Source organism: Rhodococcus sp. 14-2470-1a (genome assembly GCF_002259425.1).
Classification (GTDB): domain Bacteria; phylum Actinomycetota; class Actinomycetes; order Mycobacteriales; family Mycobacteriaceae; genus Rhodococcoides; species Rhodococcoides fascians_E.
This window is the reverse complement of record NZ_NPFZ01000004.1, coordinates 202,005-219,665: the sequence shown is the minus strand read 5'-3', so window position 1 is coordinate 219,665 and position 17,661 is coordinate 202,005. Positions and strand designations below refer to the sequence as shown.

Genomic DNA, 17,661 nt, shown 5'->3' with positions numbered 1-17,661 from the left:
TAATTACTTGAGCAGAACGGCGTCGCGTCGTGTGGGCGGTACCGTAACGGCTGATATGAGCAAACCACTCCCACGTGCAGGCAGACTCGTCACGGACCCGCCCAGCCTCACCGCTCTGGCTGCGGACGCACTGCGGTCGAAAATTCTCCGCGGCGAGCTGCGTCCGGGCGATCGCGTCGTCGAGAACAGGTTGACGGGCGAGCTCGGAGTCAGTCGGCCACCGCTCAGGGAAGCAATGCGCATCCTCGAGCAAGAGGGGTTGCTGGTCCAGACTCCGCGCGTGGGTGCGGTGGTGACTCCCCTCACGATGCAGGACGTCTACGAAATCGTCACTCTGCGAGAGAATTTGGAGGCGATGGCTGTACGTCTGGGTGTACCGGTGAAGTCGGAGTCCGCACTCGCGGCGTTGCGCGAGACGCTCGAACTCATGACGTCGCACGCGGCCTCGGGTCGAGAAGACGTGGCCGTCGAGGATTCCTACCGGTTCCACGCCGCGCTGGTGGCGCTCGCAGATCATCGTCGACTGGAAGAGTCCTATCGTTCGTTGTCCATCCAGCTGCAGTTGTGCATGAGCATGAACCGCTCGGCCCGGGCAGCCGAGGAGACTCTCGTCGAACGAGCGGAACGGCACCGACGGTTGTTCGATCTCGTTGTCGCCGGCGATCCGGACGCTGTCCTGCGCGCGATGCACGACGAGAACTCGCGCAGCTTCGTGCGAACGATCGAGACCGAACTCGCCGACGGGTCGCCGTCTGCGCAGGCATGGGCGGCGGAGTTTCGGGGTCCCGCGTAGCGGGGTAGCACCCGAATGTGTCGGGTACAGCAATTTTCCGTTCCATAGGGCGGCCGTGGATCGTCGCGGCCACGAAGTCGACGATTGCAGCGATGGCCGCGTGGTGGTTGGCCGATCGCGTCATCGGTAGTCCGCAGAGCTTCCTCGCGCCGTACACCGCGCTGTTCATGATCGGTGTGACCGTGCGTGCGAGTGGCACTGCGGCCCTTCGTCAAGTCGCCGTCGTCACCGTCGGTGTCGCGATTGCAGCCCTAGCGGGCAGCGTAGCGCCGGTGGTGCCGGCTCTGGCTGCGGCGGTTGCCGTCGGGACTGTCGTCGGCAGAATGAAAGTGTTTGCGCCGGATGGTATGTGGGTGGCCATCACCGCGCTCCTGGTGCTGCTGTACGGAACTGCGACCGACGAGGTGATGGTGCTCTACCGCATCGGTGACGTCGCGCTCGGTGCCGTCGTCGGGCTTGCTGTCAACGCCGTCGTGGTGCCCCCCGAATTCCTCTCCGAGGCACGTGACCTCATCGTCGTACGATCCAGAGGCCAGGCCGAGCTGCTGCGTAACCTGGCCCGCGCGGTGCGGGACGGGACTCAGGTGCATCGGGAACGTCGGACCGAGCTGTGGGAGTTGTTCAAAGCCTCCGGTGTCACAGCAGCCCTGGATCGAGGCAGAGACAGCTTGCGGGGCAATGTGCGACGCCGTGCGTGGAGCCGGGTCGGCGGCGATCGTATCTATCGGCCCGCGGCGAGCACACTCGACCGAACGCTGATTTCGCTGGCAGCCGTGGTTGTCGGAGTGGAAGGCCTGTCCAGCAGGTCCGAGGACTCGAGTGACGGACTGCGAGACGATGTCGCGGACCTACTCGACACCGTCGCCGACGCGTTGGACGAACTGGGCCACGACCCGGCGCGTCACCACAGTCCTTACTCGCGCATGCTCGGCAAACACCTGCCGGAAGCCATGCGATTGAGCGAAGTTGTGCACGAGGGACTTTCCGACGCAGGCGCCGACGCGGCCGCGATATCCACCATCGTCGTCGCCGTGGACGCCATCGACGCCACGTTGTATCGACTCGGTGAGCAGTGAGGGGCTCCCGACGCCGATGATCCGGGGCGTTCGATCTGTCCTGGGTGAAGCCTGAAGACGCTACGCTTCTCGGCGGTATCGGCAGCGGTTCCTACGCCGCGGTGTGGTCGACGACGGAGGTGCGCGGTGGCGGGCAACACGAGAAATCCGGGGCAGTCGGTGTCCGCTCGACTCCTCGCGGTTCTCGCAGCCTTCGAAGGAGATCGAACAGCCCTCACGCTCACCGACATCGCCGCCGCGGCAGGGCTGGCGCCTGCGACAGCGCACCGCCTCGTCGGCGAGCTGGTCGACTGGGGTGCGCTGGTGCGTACCGAGACGGGTGAGTACGTCGTCGGGCAGCGCTTGTGGAAGTTGGGCATGCGCGCGCCCGTGCAGGCTGATCTTCGTGAGATCGCGTCGCCGTTCTTGCACGACATCTACGGCGCAACGTTGGCGACGGTCCACCTCGCCGTCCGCGACGGTGATCAGGTGCTGTATCTCGATCGGCTCGCCGGGCACGCGTCGGTGCCGGCAGTGAGTCGGATCGGCGCCCGACTTCCATTGCATGCCACAGGCGTGGGGAAAGTGCTTCTCGCGTACGCACCGAAAGATGTTCACGATCGTGTGCTGAGCGACTTGCCTCGACTCACCCGGTACACCGTCGTTCACCCCGGCAAACTGGAGGCCGAACTTCGTCGCGTACACCGCGAGGGATTCGCGCAGACCGTCGAGGAAATGGCACTCGGCGCGTGTTCGGTCGCGGTTCCGGTGCGCGGTGCCGACGACGACGTGGTCGCGGCGCTGGGAATCGTGGTGCCGAACTTCAATCGGGACCGATCGAAATTGGTTGCGTCCCTTCAGGTGGCAGCCCAGGGTATTAGTCGATCCTTTCACTGAGTGGAAGAACCCGCTAGGAGTGGCGCCGGTCAAGGTGTCTACTGGGTGTCATGCGTACAGAGGTAGCCATCATCGGAGCAGGGCCTGCCGGCTTACTGCTGTCTCACCTGCTCGCCGAACAGGGCGTCGACTCGATTCTGATCGAAACGCGGAGTCAGGAGTACGTGCTCTCGCGCATCCGCGCAGGCATTCTCGAGCACTCGACCGTCCAGCTGCTCGACGACATTGGCCTCGGAACGCGATTGCGCAGTGAGGGTCAGGAACATCGCGGCATCTACCTTCAGTGGCCGGAGGAGCGGCACCATATCGACTTCACTGATCTCGTCGGCCGCAGCGTGTGGGTCTACGGACAGACCGAGGTGACCAAGGACTTAGTTGCCGCACGCGAAGCGGCGGGTCAACAGATCTACTACGAGGTATCCGATACCGCGCTGCACGACGTCGAAACCGATTCTCCCTACGTCACATTCACCGATTCCGACGGGCACGAAGTGCGCGTCGACGCGGCGGTGATCGCCGGATGCGACGGGTCGTTCGGCCCGAGTAGGGCGACGATGCCCGACCGGGTTCGGCAGACCTGGGAACGGACGTACCCCTACTCGTGGCTCGGCGTCCTGGCGGACGTGGCCCCGTCGACCGACGAACTGATCTACGCCTGGCACCAGGACGGCTTCGCGATGCACTCGATGCGCTCCGACACCGTCAGCCGGTTGTACCTGCAGGTTCCCAATGGAACCGATGTGAACACCTGGTCCGACGACAGGATATGGGATTCATTGGCCGCCAGGCTCGGTCACGGCCAGAACGGGTGGGAGCTGACGCCGGGTCCGATCACGGAGAAGAGCGTCCTGCCGATGCGTAGCTACGTTCAGACTCCGATGCGGCACGGCAACCTCTTCCTCGCCGGCGATGCGGCGCACATCGTCCCACCGACCGGTGCCAAGGGGCTCAATCTAGCAGTCGCCGACGTGGCACTTCTTGCTCCTGCGCTCGTCGCGTTGGTGCGCAAGGGCGACGGCGAGCTGGCTGAGTCCTACAGCGACAACGCACTTCGGCGAGTCTGGCGATGCACTCACTTCTCGTGGTGGATGACGACGATGCTGCACACCAGCGCAGATCCGTTCGACGCTCAACTTCAGCTGTCCCAGCTGCGCTGGGTGGCGTCGAGCGAAGCAGGCGCCACCGGCTTGGCAGAGAACTACGCCGGACTGCCCATCGGGTTCTGATTCGCGGCGACAACGAATGCCGATCAGCGAGAACTCTTCATGTCGATTTTGTAGTAGGCAATTTTGCGATACAGAGTTGCCCTGCTCATTCCGAGGCGTTCGGCGGCGTGCTGCATCGTCATCGGGCCGGTGGAGAGAAGGCGCACGATTTCGCCGCGCTCGAAGGCCTCGATGCTGGACAGTCGACGGGTGGGGCCGGCCAGGATTTCGGTGGGTAGTACGTGCGTGTCGACAACATCGGAACGCCCGACCGCTCGAGTGATCGTCGACTTCAGTTCGGCGACGTCGTGCGGCCAGTCGTAGTTGCGTAATGCGCGTTCCGCTGAGCCCGTGAACTGGACGTCGCGGCCGCGCATCTCGCGGGCGAAGTGCCGGGCGAGGGGGAGGACGTCGTCGGGACGGTCCTGAAGGGCCGCGACGGACACGACCGATCGGACGCGCCTGCGGAGAGCCGTCGGCACCGACTCGAGCCGTTCGGCCGTCATCGAAACAGGCATGCGCGGTACGTCGGATGCGAACAGCAGGCCGTCGAGATGCTCGGCGGCGTATGCGGGCAGGGCGTCGACGTCCCGGACGACGATTGCGGTGTCCGGTCGCCCGGCTTCGAACGACCACAGGTCGAGCCAGGTCTGCAGATCGTTCGGTTCCGGCGCAGATGCGACGAGGATGCGGTGCCGAGGAAACGCTGCTCGAGCGGATTGTTCGAGCAGCGTCGAACGTCCGCTGCTCGCCCGGCCGATCGCGGCGACGGCCATGCCGTCGTCCATCGCGGATCGTGCCTCGGCCACTGCCGTCGTCCACTCGGAACCGAGGTCTGCGACGGCGCGGCCCGCGGCGTGCACGATCCTGAAGAGGCCACGCCGCGTCGTCGGACGCGGCGTGTTCCCCGAACCGCGTGCCAGCATCGACGTGCGGATGGTGCTGGCCGCCGACCTGGCGAGCGTCAGCAGCAGATCACTCGACGTTCGCGCCCACGTCGTCAGGTTCACTGCGCCTTCCAGCCTGCCCGTGGCAGGGTCGACGACCGGTGCCGCGGCACAGGTGAAACCGGTCAGACTGTGCGAGTAGTGCTGCTCGGCTCTGACGAGGGTGGGTGCGATGTCCGCGAGCGCCAGACCGAGACCGTTGGTGCCCACCTCCCGCTCGGAGTAACCGAAGCCGGGAGCAAGATGCACCGCGTCGAGTGCACGCAGCAGAGAGTGGTCGCCGCTGACCCTGCTCAGGACAACACCGTCGGCGTCCGTCAGCATCATGCCGACGGGTTCGCTGGACAACGTTCGGTGCAGATCGGCGAGCACCTCGTTGCCGCACTCGTGGAACAGGGACTCCGGCGGTTCGGTGCCCGCGAACACCGGCTCCACGGCGTCGATCGAGATGCCGTACCGCTCACTACGCAACCACGACGCACGTAGACGACCGGGCACCAGGGTGCCTGGTACGTCGTCGCGGCGGTTCAGGGCGGGGTGGTCGTCGATCACCGAAGTCCTCGTGGTCGGGAGTGCGCACCGTCTCCGATGCATGTGATCCAGATTACATAACAGAATGACGATGCGACGTCTCAGATTGAGACAGCCAGGGCCTCGGCAGCCGGGGCGAGCGGACCTACCGTCGAACTACGAACTGTGGCGCCAGTCACACGACGGAAGGGATCGACATGTACAAAAAGGGTGACGACAGCTTCTTCATCGTCGACGCGCACGTGGCGTTGTGGGATGCGCGCAAGGAGAACCAGCGCAACATCCACGGCAAGCAGTTCATCGACTGCTTCTACGACTACCACCGCAACCTGTCACCGGAATCCGAGCTCTGGACGTACGACGAGTACCTCTACCAGGGCGGTGAACGCCTGATCAAAGACCTGTTCATCGACGGTTACGTCGACCACGCGATCTTTCAGCCGGCTCATCTGGGCGAGTTCTACGTGAACGGATTCGGCCAGACCGAGGAAGCGTGGGCGCTGACCCAGAAGCATTCCGACATCTTGACGTACAACCACAATTTCGATCCTCGCAACGGCGAGGCGGGTCTCGATCAGCTACGGGCCGATGCCGAGCGATTCGGCCTGAAAGGCGTGAAGCTCTACACCGCCGAGTGGAACGGTGATTCCCGCGGATACAAGCTCGACGACGACTGGACGCGCCGCTACCTCGAGGTGTGCCGTGAACTCGGAATCACCAACATCCACGTCCACAAAGGTCCGACGATCAGGCCGCTCGACCGCGACGCCTTCGATGTCGCCGATGTCGACCACATCGCGACCGACTTCACCGATCTGAACTTCGTCGTCGAACACTGCGGGCTTCCGCGGCTGGAGGACTTCTGCTGGATCGCGACCCAGGAACCGAACGTGCATGCCGGACTCGCCGTCGCCATGCCCTTCATGCACACCAGGCCGAAGTACTTCGCTCAGATCATCGGAGAACTTCTGTACTGGCTCGGCGAAGATCGCATCCAGTTCTCCTCCGACTACGCCTTGTGGACCCCGAGGTGGCTGATCGAGGCATTCGTCGAATTCCAGATCCCCGACGAGTTGAGCGAGTATCCGCAGATCACCCTGGACCAGAAGAAGAAGATCCTCGGCCTGAACGCCGCGAAGATGTACGACATTCCGGTCCCGGAGGATCTCCGTCTAGCCGACGCCGATGAGACGGAGACCGGACCCCGCGGCGCAGAACAAGCCGCCGACGAGCATCTGGTGGGTGCGTAGTCGTGCCGGACATCAGAGAAGCTGCGGCGCTGGAGGCACTCGGGGCGGTCGTCGATCCCGAGCTCGACCAGCCCATCACCGATCTCGATTTCGTACAGTCCGTCACCGTGTCGGGCGAGGGTGACGTAGTGGTGCACTTGCGGCTTCCGACGTCGTTCTGCGCGCCCAACTTCGCGTATCTGATGGCCTCGGATGCGAAAGACGTTCTGACGACGCTCGAGTGGACCGCGCAGGTCACCGTCGAACTCGACGATCACCATGATTCGGCGATCATCAACGCCGGTCTCGCCGCCGATGCGGGCTATCGCGGTACGTTCGCCCACGAAGCCGAGGACGATCTGGAAGAGCTCCGGACGACCTTTCAGCGGAAGGCCCACGTCGCGGCGATGGAGCGGTGCCTGACGGCGCTTCTGCGGAGGGATCCGTCACGCGACATGCGTGAGATGGGCACTGTTCTGCTGGGTGAGCTGCCCGAAGACGAGACGACACATGCATTGCTGCGGCGACGAAGCACCATCGGATTGCCGACGACTCCGGACAGCCTGGTGATGGTCGATCACGAGGGAAACGACTATGCCCAGATCGACGTACCGCTTGCCTTGCGACGTGCACGGTCGACGCGCATCTCGATCGACGGCAATGCGCACTTCTGCCGAGGGTTGCTTCGGACCCGCTACGACGACCCCGATCGCACCACTGTCAACGCTTGAAACCCCGTTAAGGACGAGAACATGAGCACGATGAGAGCTGTACAGGTTGTGGGATACCACGACAAACTGCAGATGACGGAGCTCCCGATTCCAACGCCCACAGGACCTTTCGACGTCATCGTGAAGATCGGCGGCGCCGGGGTGTGCCGAACCGACCTGCACATCCTCGAAGGGCAGTGGGCAGAGAAATCGAACGTACAGCTGCCGTACACGATCGGTCACGAGAACGCGGGATGGGTGCACGCGGTCGGGTCCGCCGTCACCAACGTCGCCGAAGGCGACAAGGTGATCGTCCACCCGCTGATCACGTGCGGACTGTGCCGCGCCTGCCGATCCGGGGACGACGTGCACTGCGAATTCAATCAGTTCCCCGGAATCGACACCAACGGTGGATACGCCGAGTACCTGAAGACGTCCGCGCGAAGCGTCGTCAAGATCGACGACTCTCTCGAACCCGCCGACGTCGCGGCCCTCGCCGACGCAGGCCTGACGGCATATCACGCGGCAGCCAAGGCGTCGAAGCACCTGACGCCACGTGACAAGGTGGTCGTCATCGGTGCAGGAGGCCTGGGGCACATCGGTATTCAGGTACTGAAATCGCTGACGGCCGCGGAGATCGTCGTCGTCGACCGCAACCAGGCGGCAGTCGAACTGGCCACATCTATCGGGGCCGATCACGGCATCGTCGCCGACGGCACCCACATCGAGCAGGTGCTGGACCTGACGAACGGCAACGGCGGCGAAGCCGTCATCGACTTCGTCGGCGAAGGCGGCGCGACGAAGGAAGGCGTGGCGATGCTGCGCGGCGCCGGCAACTACTACGTCGTCGGATACGGCGAGAACATCGACGTCCCCACCATCGACATCGTGTCCTCCGAGATCAACATCATCGGTAACCTGGTGGGGTCCTACAACGACCTGTGCGACCTGATGGCCTTGGCTGCTCGGGGATCGGTGGTGTTGCACACCGCGAAGTACACGCTCGACGACTTCCAAAGTGCCATCGACGATCTCGATGCCGGTGCCATCCGCGGCCGTGCGATCCTCACCCCCTGATCTCGTCAACGCATAGGAGCTTTCATGATCTTCATCGTCGTCAAGTTCGAGACCAAGCCCGATTGGACCGAGCGCTGGCCGGAGCACGTGGCCGAGTTCACCGCAGCAACACGCGCCGAGGAAGGCAATCTGTGGTTCGAATGGTCACGCAGCCTGGAAGAGCCGAACGTCTACGTCCTCGTCGAGGCATTCCGCGACGGTGACGCAGGTGGAGCGCACGTGAACAGCGATCACTTCAAGAAGGCCGTCGAAGAACTGCCGAAGGGACTCGCCTCCACTCCGAAGATCATCAGCGAAACTATCGGCGCCACCGGCTGGGGCGAGATGGGTGAAATGAAGGTCGGCTGACCGAGACCCTCGGTGGTGCACACGGTCGTGCATCACCGAGGGGTGGTCGTACCGGATCAGCGCAGCGCGTGAAACGCGGAGCGGTAGAACACCAACGGCGAGCGATCACCGACCGCTGCGTCGAGCTGGTGAACCTCTCCGACCACCAGATCATGATCGCCCAGCCGCTGCACCGATGTGATCGTGCAGTCGATCCATCCGTGCACCCCGTCGAGAACGGGACTTCCACTCGGCGACGGTTCCCATGCGACTCCGTCGAACTTGTCGCCTCCGGAACGGGAGAACGCCCGGCACACATCGACTTGATCGTGGGACAGGATGTTCGCGCAGAATCGTCCTGTAGCAGCGATTCTCGGGAATGTCGTGGAGGTGTGCGCGACGAAGAACGCCACCAGTGGTGGGTCCAGCGACACCGAAGCGAACGATCCGACGGCCAGCCCGATGGGAGTGTTCTCGGACTCGAGCGAGGTCACGACCACCACCCCGGTGCTGAATTCGCCGAGCACCGTGCGGAAGTGGGTGGGGTCGACAGCGGTGTCGTTCATGAGAGTCCCTGGCTGGTAGAGGAATATGCGACGACGGTGAGGCCCGCCGGCGTGGTCAACGGAAGGCGCGCCTCGTGCCCGCCGACCGTGGGTTCGCCGACCGCCCACCCCAGACGTGCCGCCTCCCGTGCGACGGCGTCGAGATCGCCGGTCTTGGCGAGCAGGGACCACGAAGGCCCCTGCTCGTCGGACAGACTGAGTCCGGGAAACACCGCCCACGCAGCGCCGTCGGAGAACGAGGCCGGGCCGAAGATGTCGGTCAGGTCGCGGTGAGCAGCCGCCCAGTGATCGGCCGAGTGCATCACCGTGACCTTCTCGAACAAATTCGTCAACGATTTGCTCACGGTGCGGCCACGCGAGCGACTTCGTCGAGTGCGCCCTGGTAGATCTCGCCGATTCCGGTCTCGAGCTGCGATTCGACGGCAGCCGGATCGTCACCGGCAGCGGTGAACTCGGCGTCCCACGAGACGACGGATCCGTTCGCGGTGGCGTCGACGCGGATGGTGGAGGTGTACTTCGCGAGCGGAAGTGGCCCGTCGATGTATTCGTAAGTGTACGTACGGGAGTCGTCGTCGTCGTGGGACACGATCCGCTCCCGGGCGGGATTACCGTCGGTGAAGACGACGTGTCGTACCTCGCCGTCGAGCCTCGACGTGTCCAGTGACGGAATCCAGTTCGCGGCGCCGGCCGGGTCACCGACCACGGCCCACACCGATTCCGCGGACTGCGAGTACTCCTGGCGCACAGACACCGATGCCATGTCCGATCACCGCCCGAGTTCTGCGTTGTACTTCTTGGTCATGTGGTCGACGGCCTTGCGGTGCTCGTCGGCCTGCCCTTCTCGGACGGCCTGCGCACGCTCGGCGGCGTCGAGCATCGGCTGCGCCTGGCCCTGGAAATACGGCATGACGTCCTGGGCGAACAGTTCGTAGGAACGCTTGGTGGCCTGTGGATTCGCCCAGTCGTGGCCCTGGACCAGCAGAGTCCCGAAACCGCCCGACTGATCGACAAGGCGCTGTACCTGAGCGCGGGCCTGCTCGGCGGTACCGATGACGCCGATGCCGGAGGTGTTGATGAAGTCGATCATTTCCTTCTTGTTGGTACCGCGAACATCCATCTGCGGGAACGCAGCAACATGCTGAAGGTAGTTGAACCAGTATTCGATTCCGTGTTCGACGTCCTCGTAGGCCTGCTCGACGGTCTCGGCGATGTGGAACGGTCCGACGAGACGCCACGTCGAACGATCCACCTCGTCGGCGCGGCCTGCCTGCTCGGCGAATTCTTCGAGCATCCCCCAGTGATGCTGCAGCGCGCTGAACCCGTCGGGCGTGAGAGTCGCTGCGATGGAGAGTAATCCGATGCCGTGCTTCCCGGCCAGACGAGCGCCGGTGGGCGACGCGATGGCCGCCACGACGACGTCGAACAGTGGGTCGGAGTACGGCGCCATCTGGATCTTGGCGTCGAACAGTTCATGGGTGCGAGTCTTGGCGGTGACGGTCTCTCCGCGCAGCAGACGCATGATGATGTCGGCGTTCTCGGCGAGCAGTTCCCTCGTGTCGATCTGGGACAGGCCGAGCATCGCGGCGTCGGTGGGAAGCGAGCCCGGTCCGAGCCCGAACAGGACGCGGCCGTGCGTGAGGTGATCGAGCATCACCATCCGCTCGGCCGCCCACAGTGGGTTGTGGTAGCTCACGGACGTGACGCCGGTGCCCAGCTTGATGCGGCTCGTACGCTCACCCGCCGCTGCGATCATGATCTCGGGAGAGGCATAGATCTCGGCGCCCGCCGAGTGGTGCTCGCCGAACCATGCCTCGTCGTACCCCAGTTTCTCCAAGTACTCCACGAGTTCGAGATCGCGCTGCAGAAGCAGCGTCGGATTCTGGCCGGGGGTGTGGATCGGGGCGAGGAACGTTCCGAACTTCAGGCGCGTCTTCATGTGACCTCCAGGTGTGACGGGCAACATTGTCACGATCACCGTATGACCCACGCCACAGCGTGAAACAGTCCTCGAAAGAGGACAGTTACAGGCTGACCCGCCGAGACACCGACGCCGCGAGAGCAGCGCGATTGCGGAAACCGGTCGTGTCGAAGATGCGGCTGACGTACTTCTTGACCGTCATCTCCGTCAGGTTCAGCTCGACCGCGATCTCTGCATTGGTCAGACCGTCGCCGATCAGCTCCGCGACATCCCACTGCCGCGGACTGAGCCCGACGAACGGATCCGCCTCGGGGGGCGCTTCTCCGATGGCGACGGACCTCGCACTCGCACGCAGATGACCGGCCAGGAACTTCATCGCGGTGATGTCGCTCCGATCCCAGTACCGTTCACGGTCGAACATGCCCACCAACGCCTCACCGTCGGCGAACCGCAGATGAATCGCCGACGCCGTGCCCATCCCGTGCGGCGCGAGATAATCCTCGACGTAGGAACGTTGAGGCACGGGTAGTCTCGCCAGATCGTCGAGCGTCGCGAAGCCGTCGTCGGTGAGTACGCGTCGTGCCCGGGGGAGCGCGAACACGTCCTTGTCCCGCCACCTTTCCTGATATTCACGCAGCAACGGCTCGGCGGCACCGGTGAGCAGAGGAGCGGGATCGGCGAACACCGTCGGATAGGTCGTTCCGAAGAAGAACGTCACGTCGCGGACGTCGAACACTGTCGCGATGGCATCCACCAAGGCTTCCTTGTATCGAGTCCCACCTGCCGACGACCGCGCCACTTCCAGGACTTCGAGAATTCGACGCATGTGCTCGGCGGACAACACGTCCTGCCACGACCGCGTGTGCTCCACCTGCGACTGCATGACCGAAATGCTATCGATATTCCCCCTGGTCCCGGTCGGGTTCTCGCAAGCACGTAGTGGATCACGTAGTTCTGCGCGTCCGTCCGGGGGCTGCGCCGAGCATTGTGATGTGAGTCATACCGAAGCCGTGCTCGAACGAAAGGTCGTACAGCACATGACCAGCACCATCGACGCTCCCGTCACCACCAGCTTGTCGCCTGATTACGCCGAACGGGCACGAACGGTTGCCCGTGTCGTCGAACGCGAAGCGAACACCATCGAATCCGACGCCACCATCACGTCGGCCGTCTACGAAGCTCTCGTCGAGCAGGAGCTCTTCTGGCTGCTCGTCCCTGCCGAATTCGGCGGCGGCGGAAAGGGAATCGTCGAAGCTTTGAAGGTGATCGAGGAGATCTCACGCGCCGACGGGTCGACCGGCTGGGCGCTGATGGCCAATGCGTTCTCCACCGGAGTCGCAGTCGGGTTCATGAACGATGTCGGAGCCCGCGAAATGTTCGACGGCCCGGCCCGCGGCATCACCGCAGGCATGATCATGCCCACCGGTAAGGCAGTGCGCGTCGACGGCGGATATCGGGTCACCGGCAAGTTTCAGTTCGGCAGCGGATCGGCGCACGCATCGTGGATCGGTGCAGGATTCGTCGTACACGACGACGCGGGCAACCCCGTGCTCGACGCCAACGGCGGCCCGGACTGCCGAATCGGCTTCCTGCCCCGTACCGACGTGGAGTTTCTCGGAAACTGGGACGTGATGGGCATGGTCGGAACCGGAAGCTACGACTATCTCGTCGACGACGTCTTCGTCCCGGACAGGTTCACGATGGAAACCTTCTCCACGGTGCCCGTCCGACCTGAACCCGTCTACAAATTAGGTCTTCTCGGCATCGGCGTAGGGGGTCACGCCCCGGTCGCCCTCGGAATCGCCACGCGCGCACTCGAAGAGGTAGTGCAGATCGCGTCGAAGAAGAACCGACCAGGTTACGACGGTCCCGTCGGGGAATCGCAGCTCTTCCTTCGCGACTTCGCGAAGAACGAGGCTCTGCTTCAGGCCGCTCGCGCGTACGTCTACCAGGCGCACGGCGACGCCGAGGACACCGCGCGCCGCGGTGAGGACATCACCGACGAGCAGCGCGCGCGATTGCGTCAGGTTACCACCTGGGTGCAGGAAGTGGCCGGTGAGATCGTGCAGTTCGCGCACCGATGGGCAGGAAGCCAGGCGATCCGCAACCCCAGTGCGCTCGGTCGTTGCAGCCGCGATATCGCGGTTGCCACACAGCACATGCTGGTCGATCAGATCAGTCTGGTCGAGGCCGCCAAGGCGATCGTGCCCGGCTACGACCACCAGTCCTGAAACCCGTCGACAGAGAAGGAAGAACGCAGTGGGACAGCTCGAAGGAAAAGTAGCCCTCGTCACCGGAGCCGCGCGCGGACAGGGACGTTCGCACGCAGTTCGGCTCGCGGAAGAAGGTGCCGACGTCATCGTCGTCGATCTCTGCAGCAAGCCGGAGACGACCAAGTACAAGGGATCCTCCCGTGAGGATCTGGACCAGACGGTTCGCGAGATCGAGAAGTTCGACCGTCGTGCACACGCCGTCGTCGCCGACGTGCGCGAGCTCGGACAGCTCGAAGCGGCTGTGTCCGAGGGTATTGTGGAGCTCGGGCGTCTGGACACCGTCGTCGCCAACGCCGGCATCTTTTCCTCCGCCCCACTGCACGAGCTGAGCGAAGAGCAGTGGGACGAGATGATCGACATCAATCTCTCGGGCGTCTGGAAGACGATGCGCGCCACGGTGCCGCACCTGATCTCCCAGGGTGAGGGCGGCTCGATCATTCTGATCTCGTCCACCGGCGGGATTCAAGGATTCCCGAACTTCGCGCACTACGTCGCTGCGAAACACGGTGTCACCGGGCTCGCACGTACTGCGTCGAACGAGCTGGGTCAGTACAGCATTCGTTGCAACTCGATTCATCCGACGTCGGTGCTGACCGACATGATCGACAACGAGCCGATGTACAAGCTGTTCCGTCCCGATCTGGAACATCCGACCCAGGACGACTTCCGTGAAGCATGTCAGGGCGCGATGAACACGTTGCCAGTTCCGTGGGTCGACGCGGTGGACATCAGCAACGGCGTCGTATGGCTCGCCTCGGACGCAGCACGCTATGTCACGGGCATCGCATTGCCGATCGATGCCGGCGCCCTGAGCAAGGTCTAGTTCTCACGGCGCGGCCCGGGTCGTCGGGTCGCGCCGCTAGACCGTCTGGAAGTACCCCGCGACTTCCTGTCTGCGGCTCATCCCCAATTTCTGCAGAACGCGTTCGACGTGGCCTTCGATAGTGCGTGGTGACAGCACCAGTGTGGCGGCAATGTCTTTGTTGGACATGCCCTGCGCGAGCATCTCGGCGACCTCACGCTCGCGGGGCGAGAGCGCGACGACGGGTACGGCCGCAGTGGACGTATTCTTGGACGGACTCGTCAGAGCAGTCTCGCCGAGTGCGTATCGGGTGAGTTCGGAGACCGACATGGTCGAACCCGACGCGCGGTGTTCCTCGAACTCTGTCGCACCCAAAGCAGTGCGCGCTCGTTGCTCGAACGTCTCTCGTTTGTCGATCCAGTGCTCGGAACCGTAGAGCTGTTCGCCGAACGAACCCCACATCGCCGACGCCGCACCGAGCAGTACCGCTGCGCGGTCGGCAGATCCGGATTCTGCCTCGGCCCACGCGAGCAGGTCGGTCATCAGCGTAGTTCCTACGACGTCGTCGAACGCCCGGTGCAGATCGAGCGCGGTCACCGCGAAGTCGGCTGCGTCGGAAAATCGTTCGGCCACCAGCGCGACCAGCCCTAGGCCGTAGACGGCGTACGAACGAAGCCAGGTCTCACCGCTGTCCTCCGCGAGAACCCTGACCCATTCGAACGCGGCGTGGGCCTCGTCGAGCTTGCCGGTGAAGCTGTACACCATTCCCAGATGAATCTTCATGGTGCACAGCAGGTCCACACGCTCGGGGATATGGCGGTAGAGCTCGCGTGAGGTGGTCAAGAAGTCGACAGCCGAGTCGAATCGGCCGTCGAAGAACTCGTTGAGACCCAGCACATGCGTCGAGAACGCGCGCACGAGCGGATCGTCGCCACCCGATTCGATCGCACGTCGCAACACCTCGTCGGCGGCGACACGGTCTCCCTGGAGCGTCATCACCAGACCGGCCGTGGCCGAAGCCCTGTCTCGGATGTCGGCGAACTCGGGTTGCCCGATCACCCGGTCCAGCCAGAGCCGATGCTCGGGGACGGAGATCCCACACGCCCAGAGGAACCAGACGTCGGCGATCAGGTTCGCACCGCGACGCGCCTGCTCGGAATCGGGGGAGCGCAGTGCACGCTCTAGCGCGTACCTGATGTCCGCGCGGTTGTCGTGCACACACGAGCTGGTGGTTAGCTGGTCCGGGCCGAACCAACTGTCTGCGGCGCGGTGCAACACATCGGCGCACCATGCGAAATGACGGTTGCGCAGCGCCTCGGCCTCCTCCGACGTCAACTGTGCGAATCCGTATTCGCGCAGGGTCTCGAGCATTCGGAAGCGGACCTGACCGTTCTCCTCGATCCGCTGCAGAATCGACTTGGCCACCAACGCGAACACGCCGTCGAGAATGCCGTGACTGGAGATGCCGCTACCTGCACACACCTGCTCGGCCATGTCCAGGTCGAATCCGCCGACGAATACCGATGTTCGTGCCCAGAGCAATTGCTGCTCCCTGGTGCACAGCTCGTAACTCCAGTCCACGGTGGCCTGAAGGCTTCGGTGCCTGGTCGGCCCGGTTCGATTGCCTTCGGTGAGGAGGTCGAGGCGATGATCGAGCCGAGCGGCGAGCTGATCGATCGACAGAACACTCAATCTCGAGCACGCAAGTTCGATCGCCAGTGGCATTCCGTCGAGGCGAGCGCAGACCCGCTCGACCGCGTCTCGGTTGGACGGAGTGATCGAGAACGTCGGAAGGATCGCCGACGCCCTGGATTCGAAGAGTTCCACTGCACCGGGTGCGGCACGCTGCATGCCTGAAGTGGTGTGCATGGGCTGCAACGCCAACCGATGCTCCTCCGGGATGCCGAGAACCTCACGAGAAGTCGCGATGATGTGCACCTGGGTCGTGCCGCGCAGAAGAGCGGAGATCAGTCCCGCGCTGGCATCGAGGAGATGCTCACAGTTGTCCATTACCAACAACATTCGACGGCTACCGAGGTAGTCGATCAACGTGTTCTGGGTCGCCGTGCTCTGCAGACCGCGATTCGACATGCCGAGCGCGTCGGCAACGGCCTGCGGCAGCAGCTCAGGCATGTGCAGGGACGCCAGTTCGACGACACGGACGCCGTCGGCGAATGCTCGACGGAAACGACTGGCGGCGTGGACGGCCAACCGCGTCTTGCCCATGCCGCCGGGACCGTTGATCGTGATGAGGCGCTCGGTGCCGATGAGCAATTGCAGTGTGCGCAGTTCGGAATCCCTACCGACGAACGGTGTCGCGTAATTCGGCAGCGACGGTGTGTATTCGCACTCGGGCGGCGCCTCGGCGAGCTCGGACAACTGCCTGCGTGCCGTGTCGACTCGGCGCACCAGCGTCGTCCGCGCCCCGTCCCACCCGACACGCCGTCCGATCTCGCCGACTCCGAGCTCCGGTGCGCCGGCGATGACGTCACGAATCGAGGCATCGACGTGGTCGTCGGCGGATCGACGAACGCTGCGGTGGTCGTCCGGGGGCGCGTCCAAGGACAGTGCGCGTCGAACGGTGTTGCGAGACATCGACAATCTCTGCGCGATGCCTTTGATGGGAACTCCCGACGAACGAAGCGTATGGATCTCGCGCCACTCGTCGGCATTCATTCGGCCTCCTCGGCACGTCATCGGAACGAGATGTGGATCACTCTCGTTCACCGGGTGCTGCGTTGTCAATGTGCGGGGGTCAACTTCGGTCACGCATGGTGATCGGACGTAAGTTTCAGGCCGTGGACCAGCGTGAACCTCCGCCAGTAACGGACCACGTAGTAGGACGGTTCTCGGAGTGGGGCGGCGCGGGCAGAGTGATTCAGGACACAGGACCCGTCAGGGGTCTCATCATCACGACACGGAGGTTCGACACCCATGAGTCAGCAGAATGCAGAAGCATTGAAGGCAGCATTCGCGGCGGCGGACGCGGGCGACCCCGGCCCCCTCGTCGCGCTGTACTCCGACGACCTGACGTGGGCGGGATTCACCCTCGAAGGCACCCTGCGGCTCTACACCAAGGGCGAGTTCCTCGAGGCGTTCGGTGTGCTCGCCAAGCTGGATGCGTCCGCCAACGAGGTCATCAGCGTCGAGGTCGTCGGCGACGAACTGGTGACCGCCAACATTCGTGCGTATCGCAAGCTCGGCGGCGACGAACTCGACATCACGATGGTCATGACGCACCGCTTCGTCGACGGCAAGGTCGTGCGCGGCACCGACATGGTGCCGTCCAGCTTCGAGGCGTTCTGGTCGCGTGTCGGGATCACGGTCTGAG

18 protein-coding genes are annotated in these 17,661 nt (G+C 64.0%); 11 read left to right on the top strand and 7 right to left on the bottom strand.

Translation table 11 applies throughout. The features are described 5' to 3' along the window. Positions 1-55: 55 nt before the first annotated feature. The 4 genes from CH292_RS02395 to CH292_RS02380 all read left to right on the top strand — a co-directional run bounded on the left by CH292_RS02395 (position 56) and on the right by CH292_RS02380 (position 3,971). Positions 56-793 carry a GntR family transcriptional regulator gene (locus CH292_RS02395; RefSeq protein WP_037144395.1) on the top strand — a complete coding sequence of 246 codons (738 nt, stop codon included), beginning with the start codon at positions 56-58 and terminating at the stop codon, positions 791-793. A gap of 17 nt (positions 794-810) precedes the next feature. Continuing rightward, the gene (locus tag CH292_RS02390; RefSeq protein WP_256977861.1) at positions 811-1,869 is read left to right on the top strand and encodes an aromatic acid exporter family protein; all 1,059 of its coding nucleotides are present in this window, start codon (positions 811-813) and stop codon (positions 1,867-1,869) included. A 126-nt stretch (positions 1,870-1,995) separates the two neighbouring features. Further along, a complete protein-coding gene (locus CH292_RS02385) occupies positions 1,996-2,745 on the top strand; it encodes an IclR family transcriptional regulator (protein WP_094653909.1) in 750 nt (249 codons plus the stop codon). Between the two features lie 50 nt (positions 2,746-2,795). Beyond that, positions 2,796-3,971 (top strand): 4-hydroxybenzoate 3-monooxygenase, encoded by a 1,176-nt coding sequence (locus CH292_RS02380; RefSeq protein ID WP_094653908.1) that lies wholly within the window; start codon positions 2,796-2,798, stop codon positions 3,969-3,971. A 23-nt stretch (positions 3,972-3,994) separates the two neighbouring features. Here the strand turns inward: CH292_RS02380 and CH292_RS02375 are convergent, their stop codons facing one another. Next, positions 3,995-5,449 carry a GAF domain-containing protein gene (locus CH292_RS02375; RefSeq protein ID WP_094653907.1) on the bottom strand — a complete coding sequence of 485 codons (1,455 nt, stop codon included), beginning with the start codon at positions 5,447-5,449 and terminating at the stop codon, positions 3,995-3,997. A 176-nt stretch (positions 5,450-5,625) separates the two neighbouring features. On the opposite strand from CH292_RS02375, the gene CH292_RS02370 reads away from it, so the two are divergent. Genes CH292_RS02370 through CH292_RS02355 form a run of 4 tightly spaced genes read left to right on the top strand, consistent with a single transcriptional unit; the run spans position 5,626 to position 8,792 of the window. Next, positions 5,626-6,678, top strand: a complete 1,053-nt coding sequence (locus CH292_RS02370) for an amidohydrolase family protein (protein ID WP_020111240.1) — start codon at positions 5,626-5,628, stop codon at positions 6,676-6,678. Positions 6,679-6,680: 2 nt separating this feature from the next. Next, positions 6,681-7,388: an iron-sulfur cluster assembly protein gene (locus CH292_RS02365; RefSeq protein ID WP_019663429.1), complete on the top strand. Its 708-nt coding sequence runs from the start codon at positions 6,681-6,683 to the stop codon at positions 7,386-7,388. A gap of 30 nt (positions 7,389-7,418) precedes the next feature. Further along, the gene (locus CH292_RS02360) at positions 7,419-8,444 is read left to right on the top strand and encodes an NAD(P)-dependent alcohol dehydrogenase (RefSeq protein ID WP_037144832.1); all 1,026 of its coding nucleotides are present in this window, start codon (positions 7,419-7,421) and stop codon (positions 8,442-8,444) included. Between the two features lie 24 nt (positions 8,445-8,468). Continuing rightward, positions 8,469-8,792 (top strand): putative quinol monooxygenase, encoded by a 324-nt coding sequence (locus tag CH292_RS02355; RefSeq protein WP_019663431.1) that lies wholly within the window; start codon positions 8,469-8,471, stop codon positions 8,790-8,792. A gap of 56 nt (positions 8,793-8,848) precedes the next feature. Here CH292_RS02355 and CH292_RS02350 read toward each other — a convergent pair whose 3' ends face one another. The 5 genes from CH292_RS02350 to CH292_RS02330 all read right to left on the bottom strand — a co-directional run bounded on the left by CH292_RS02350 (position 8,849) and on the right by CH292_RS02330 (position 12,138). Then, positions 8,849-9,337: a flavin reductase family protein gene (locus CH292_RS02350; protein ID WP_019663432.1), complete on the bottom strand. Its 489-nt coding sequence runs from the start codon at positions 9,335-9,337 to the stop codon at positions 8,849-8,851. Further along, positions 9,334-9,681 (bottom strand): hypothetical protein, encoded by a 348-nt coding sequence (locus CH292_RS02345; protein WP_037181836.1) that lies wholly within the window; start codon positions 9,679-9,681, stop codon positions 9,334-9,336. The genes CH292_RS02350 and CH292_RS02345 overlap by 4 nt, the downstream gene beginning before the upstream one ends. Continuing rightward, positions 9,678-10,097, bottom strand: a complete 420-nt coding sequence (locus tag CH292_RS02340) for an SRPBCC family protein (RefSeq protein WP_094653906.1) — start codon at positions 10,095-10,097, stop codon at positions 9,678-9,680. Before CH292_RS02340 ends, CH292_RS02345 begins: the two co-directional genes overlap by 4 nt. Positions 10,098-10,103: 6 nt before the next feature. After that, positions 10,104-11,273, bottom strand: coding sequence for an LLM class flavin-dependent oxidoreductase (locus CH292_RS02335; protein ID WP_179277892.1), 1,170 nt, complete (start codon positions 11,271-11,273; stop codon positions 10,104-10,106). An 85-nt stretch (positions 11,274-11,358) separates the two neighbouring features. After that, positions 11,359-12,138, bottom strand: coding sequence for a helix-turn-helix transcriptional regulator (locus tag CH292_RS02330; RefSeq protein ID WP_019663436.1), 780 nt, complete (start codon positions 12,136-12,138; stop codon positions 11,359-11,361). Positions 12,139-12,292: 154 nt separating this feature from the next. Here CH292_RS02330 and CH292_RS02325 point away from each other — a divergent pair, with 154 nt between their 5' ends. Next, positions 12,293-13,486, top strand: coding sequence for an acyl-CoA dehydrogenase family protein (locus CH292_RS02325; RefSeq protein ID WP_094627617.1), 1,194 nt, complete (start codon positions 12,293-12,295; stop codon positions 13,484-13,486). Between the two features lie 28 nt (positions 13,487-13,514). Continuing rightward, positions 13,515-14,351, top strand: coding sequence for a mycofactocin-coupled SDR family oxidoreductase (locus CH292_RS02320; RefSeq protein ID WP_094653904.1), 837 nt, complete (start codon positions 13,515-13,517; stop codon positions 14,349-14,351). 36 nt (positions 14,352-14,387) lie between these two features. Here CH292_RS02320 and CH292_RS02315 read toward each other — a convergent pair whose 3' ends face one another. Then, the gene (locus tag CH292_RS02315; protein ID WP_094627618.1) at positions 14,388-17,006 is read right to left on the bottom strand and encodes a LuxR C-terminal-related transcriptional regulator; all 2,619 of its coding nucleotides are present in this window, start codon (positions 17,004-17,006) and stop codon (positions 14,388-14,390) included. Between the two features lie 258 nt (positions 17,007-17,264). On the opposite strand from CH292_RS02315, the gene CH292_RS02310 reads away from it, so the two are divergent. Next, the gene (locus CH292_RS02310) at positions 17,265-17,660 is read left to right on the top strand and encodes a nuclear transport factor 2 family protein (RefSeq protein WP_094627548.1); all 396 of its coding nucleotides are present in this window, start codon (positions 17,265-17,267) and stop codon (positions 17,658-17,660) included. The last annotated feature ends 1 nt before the right edge of the window (position 17,661 follow it).

Coding starts and splice junctions, on each gene's coding strand:
- CH292_RS02325 (WP_094627617.1), top strand. CDS start 12,293: ATGACCAGCACCATCGACGCTCCCGTCACCACCAGCTTGTCGCCTGAT.
- CH292_RS02370 (WP_020111240.1), top strand. CDS start 5,626: ATGTACAAAAAGGGTGACGACAGCTTCTTCATCGTCGACGCGCACGTG.
- CH292_RS02355 (WP_019663431.1), top strand. CDS start 8,469: ATGATCTTCATCGTCGTCAAGTTCGAGACCAAGCCCGATTGGACCGAG.
- CH292_RS02315 (WP_094627618.1), bottom strand. CDS start 17,006: ATGAATGCCGACGAGTGGCGCGAGATCCATACGCTTCGTTCGTCGGGA.
- CH292_RS02380 (WP_094653908.1), top strand. CDS start 2,796: ATGCGTACAGAGGTAGCCATCATCGGAGCAGGGCCTGCCGGCTTACTG.
- CH292_RS02350 (WP_019663432.1), bottom strand. CDS start 9,337: ATGAACGACACCGCTGTCGACCCCACCCACTTCCGCACGGTGCTCGGC.
- CH292_RS02310 (WP_094627548.1), top strand. CDS start 17,265: ATGAGTCAGCAGAATGCAGAAGCATTGAAGGCAGCATTCGCGGCGGCG.
- CH292_RS02395 (WP_037144395.1), top strand. CDS start 56: ATGAGCAAACCACTCCCACGTGCAGGCAGACTCGTCACGGACCCGCCC.
- CH292_RS02340 (WP_094653906.1), bottom strand. CDS start 10,097: ATGGCATCGGTGTCTGTGCGCCAGGAGTACTCGCAGTCCGCGGAATCG.
- CH292_RS02330 (WP_019663436.1), bottom strand. CDS start 12,138: ATGCAGTCGCAGGTGGAGCACACGCGGTCGTGGCAGGACGTGTTGTCC.
- CH292_RS02360 (WP_037144832.1), top strand. CDS start 7,419: ATGAGAGCTGTACAGGTTGTGGGATACCACGACAAACTGCAGATGACG.
- CH292_RS02335 (WP_179277892.1), bottom strand. CDS start 11,273: ATGAAGACGCGCCTGAAGTTCGGAACGTTCCTCGCCCCGATCCACACC.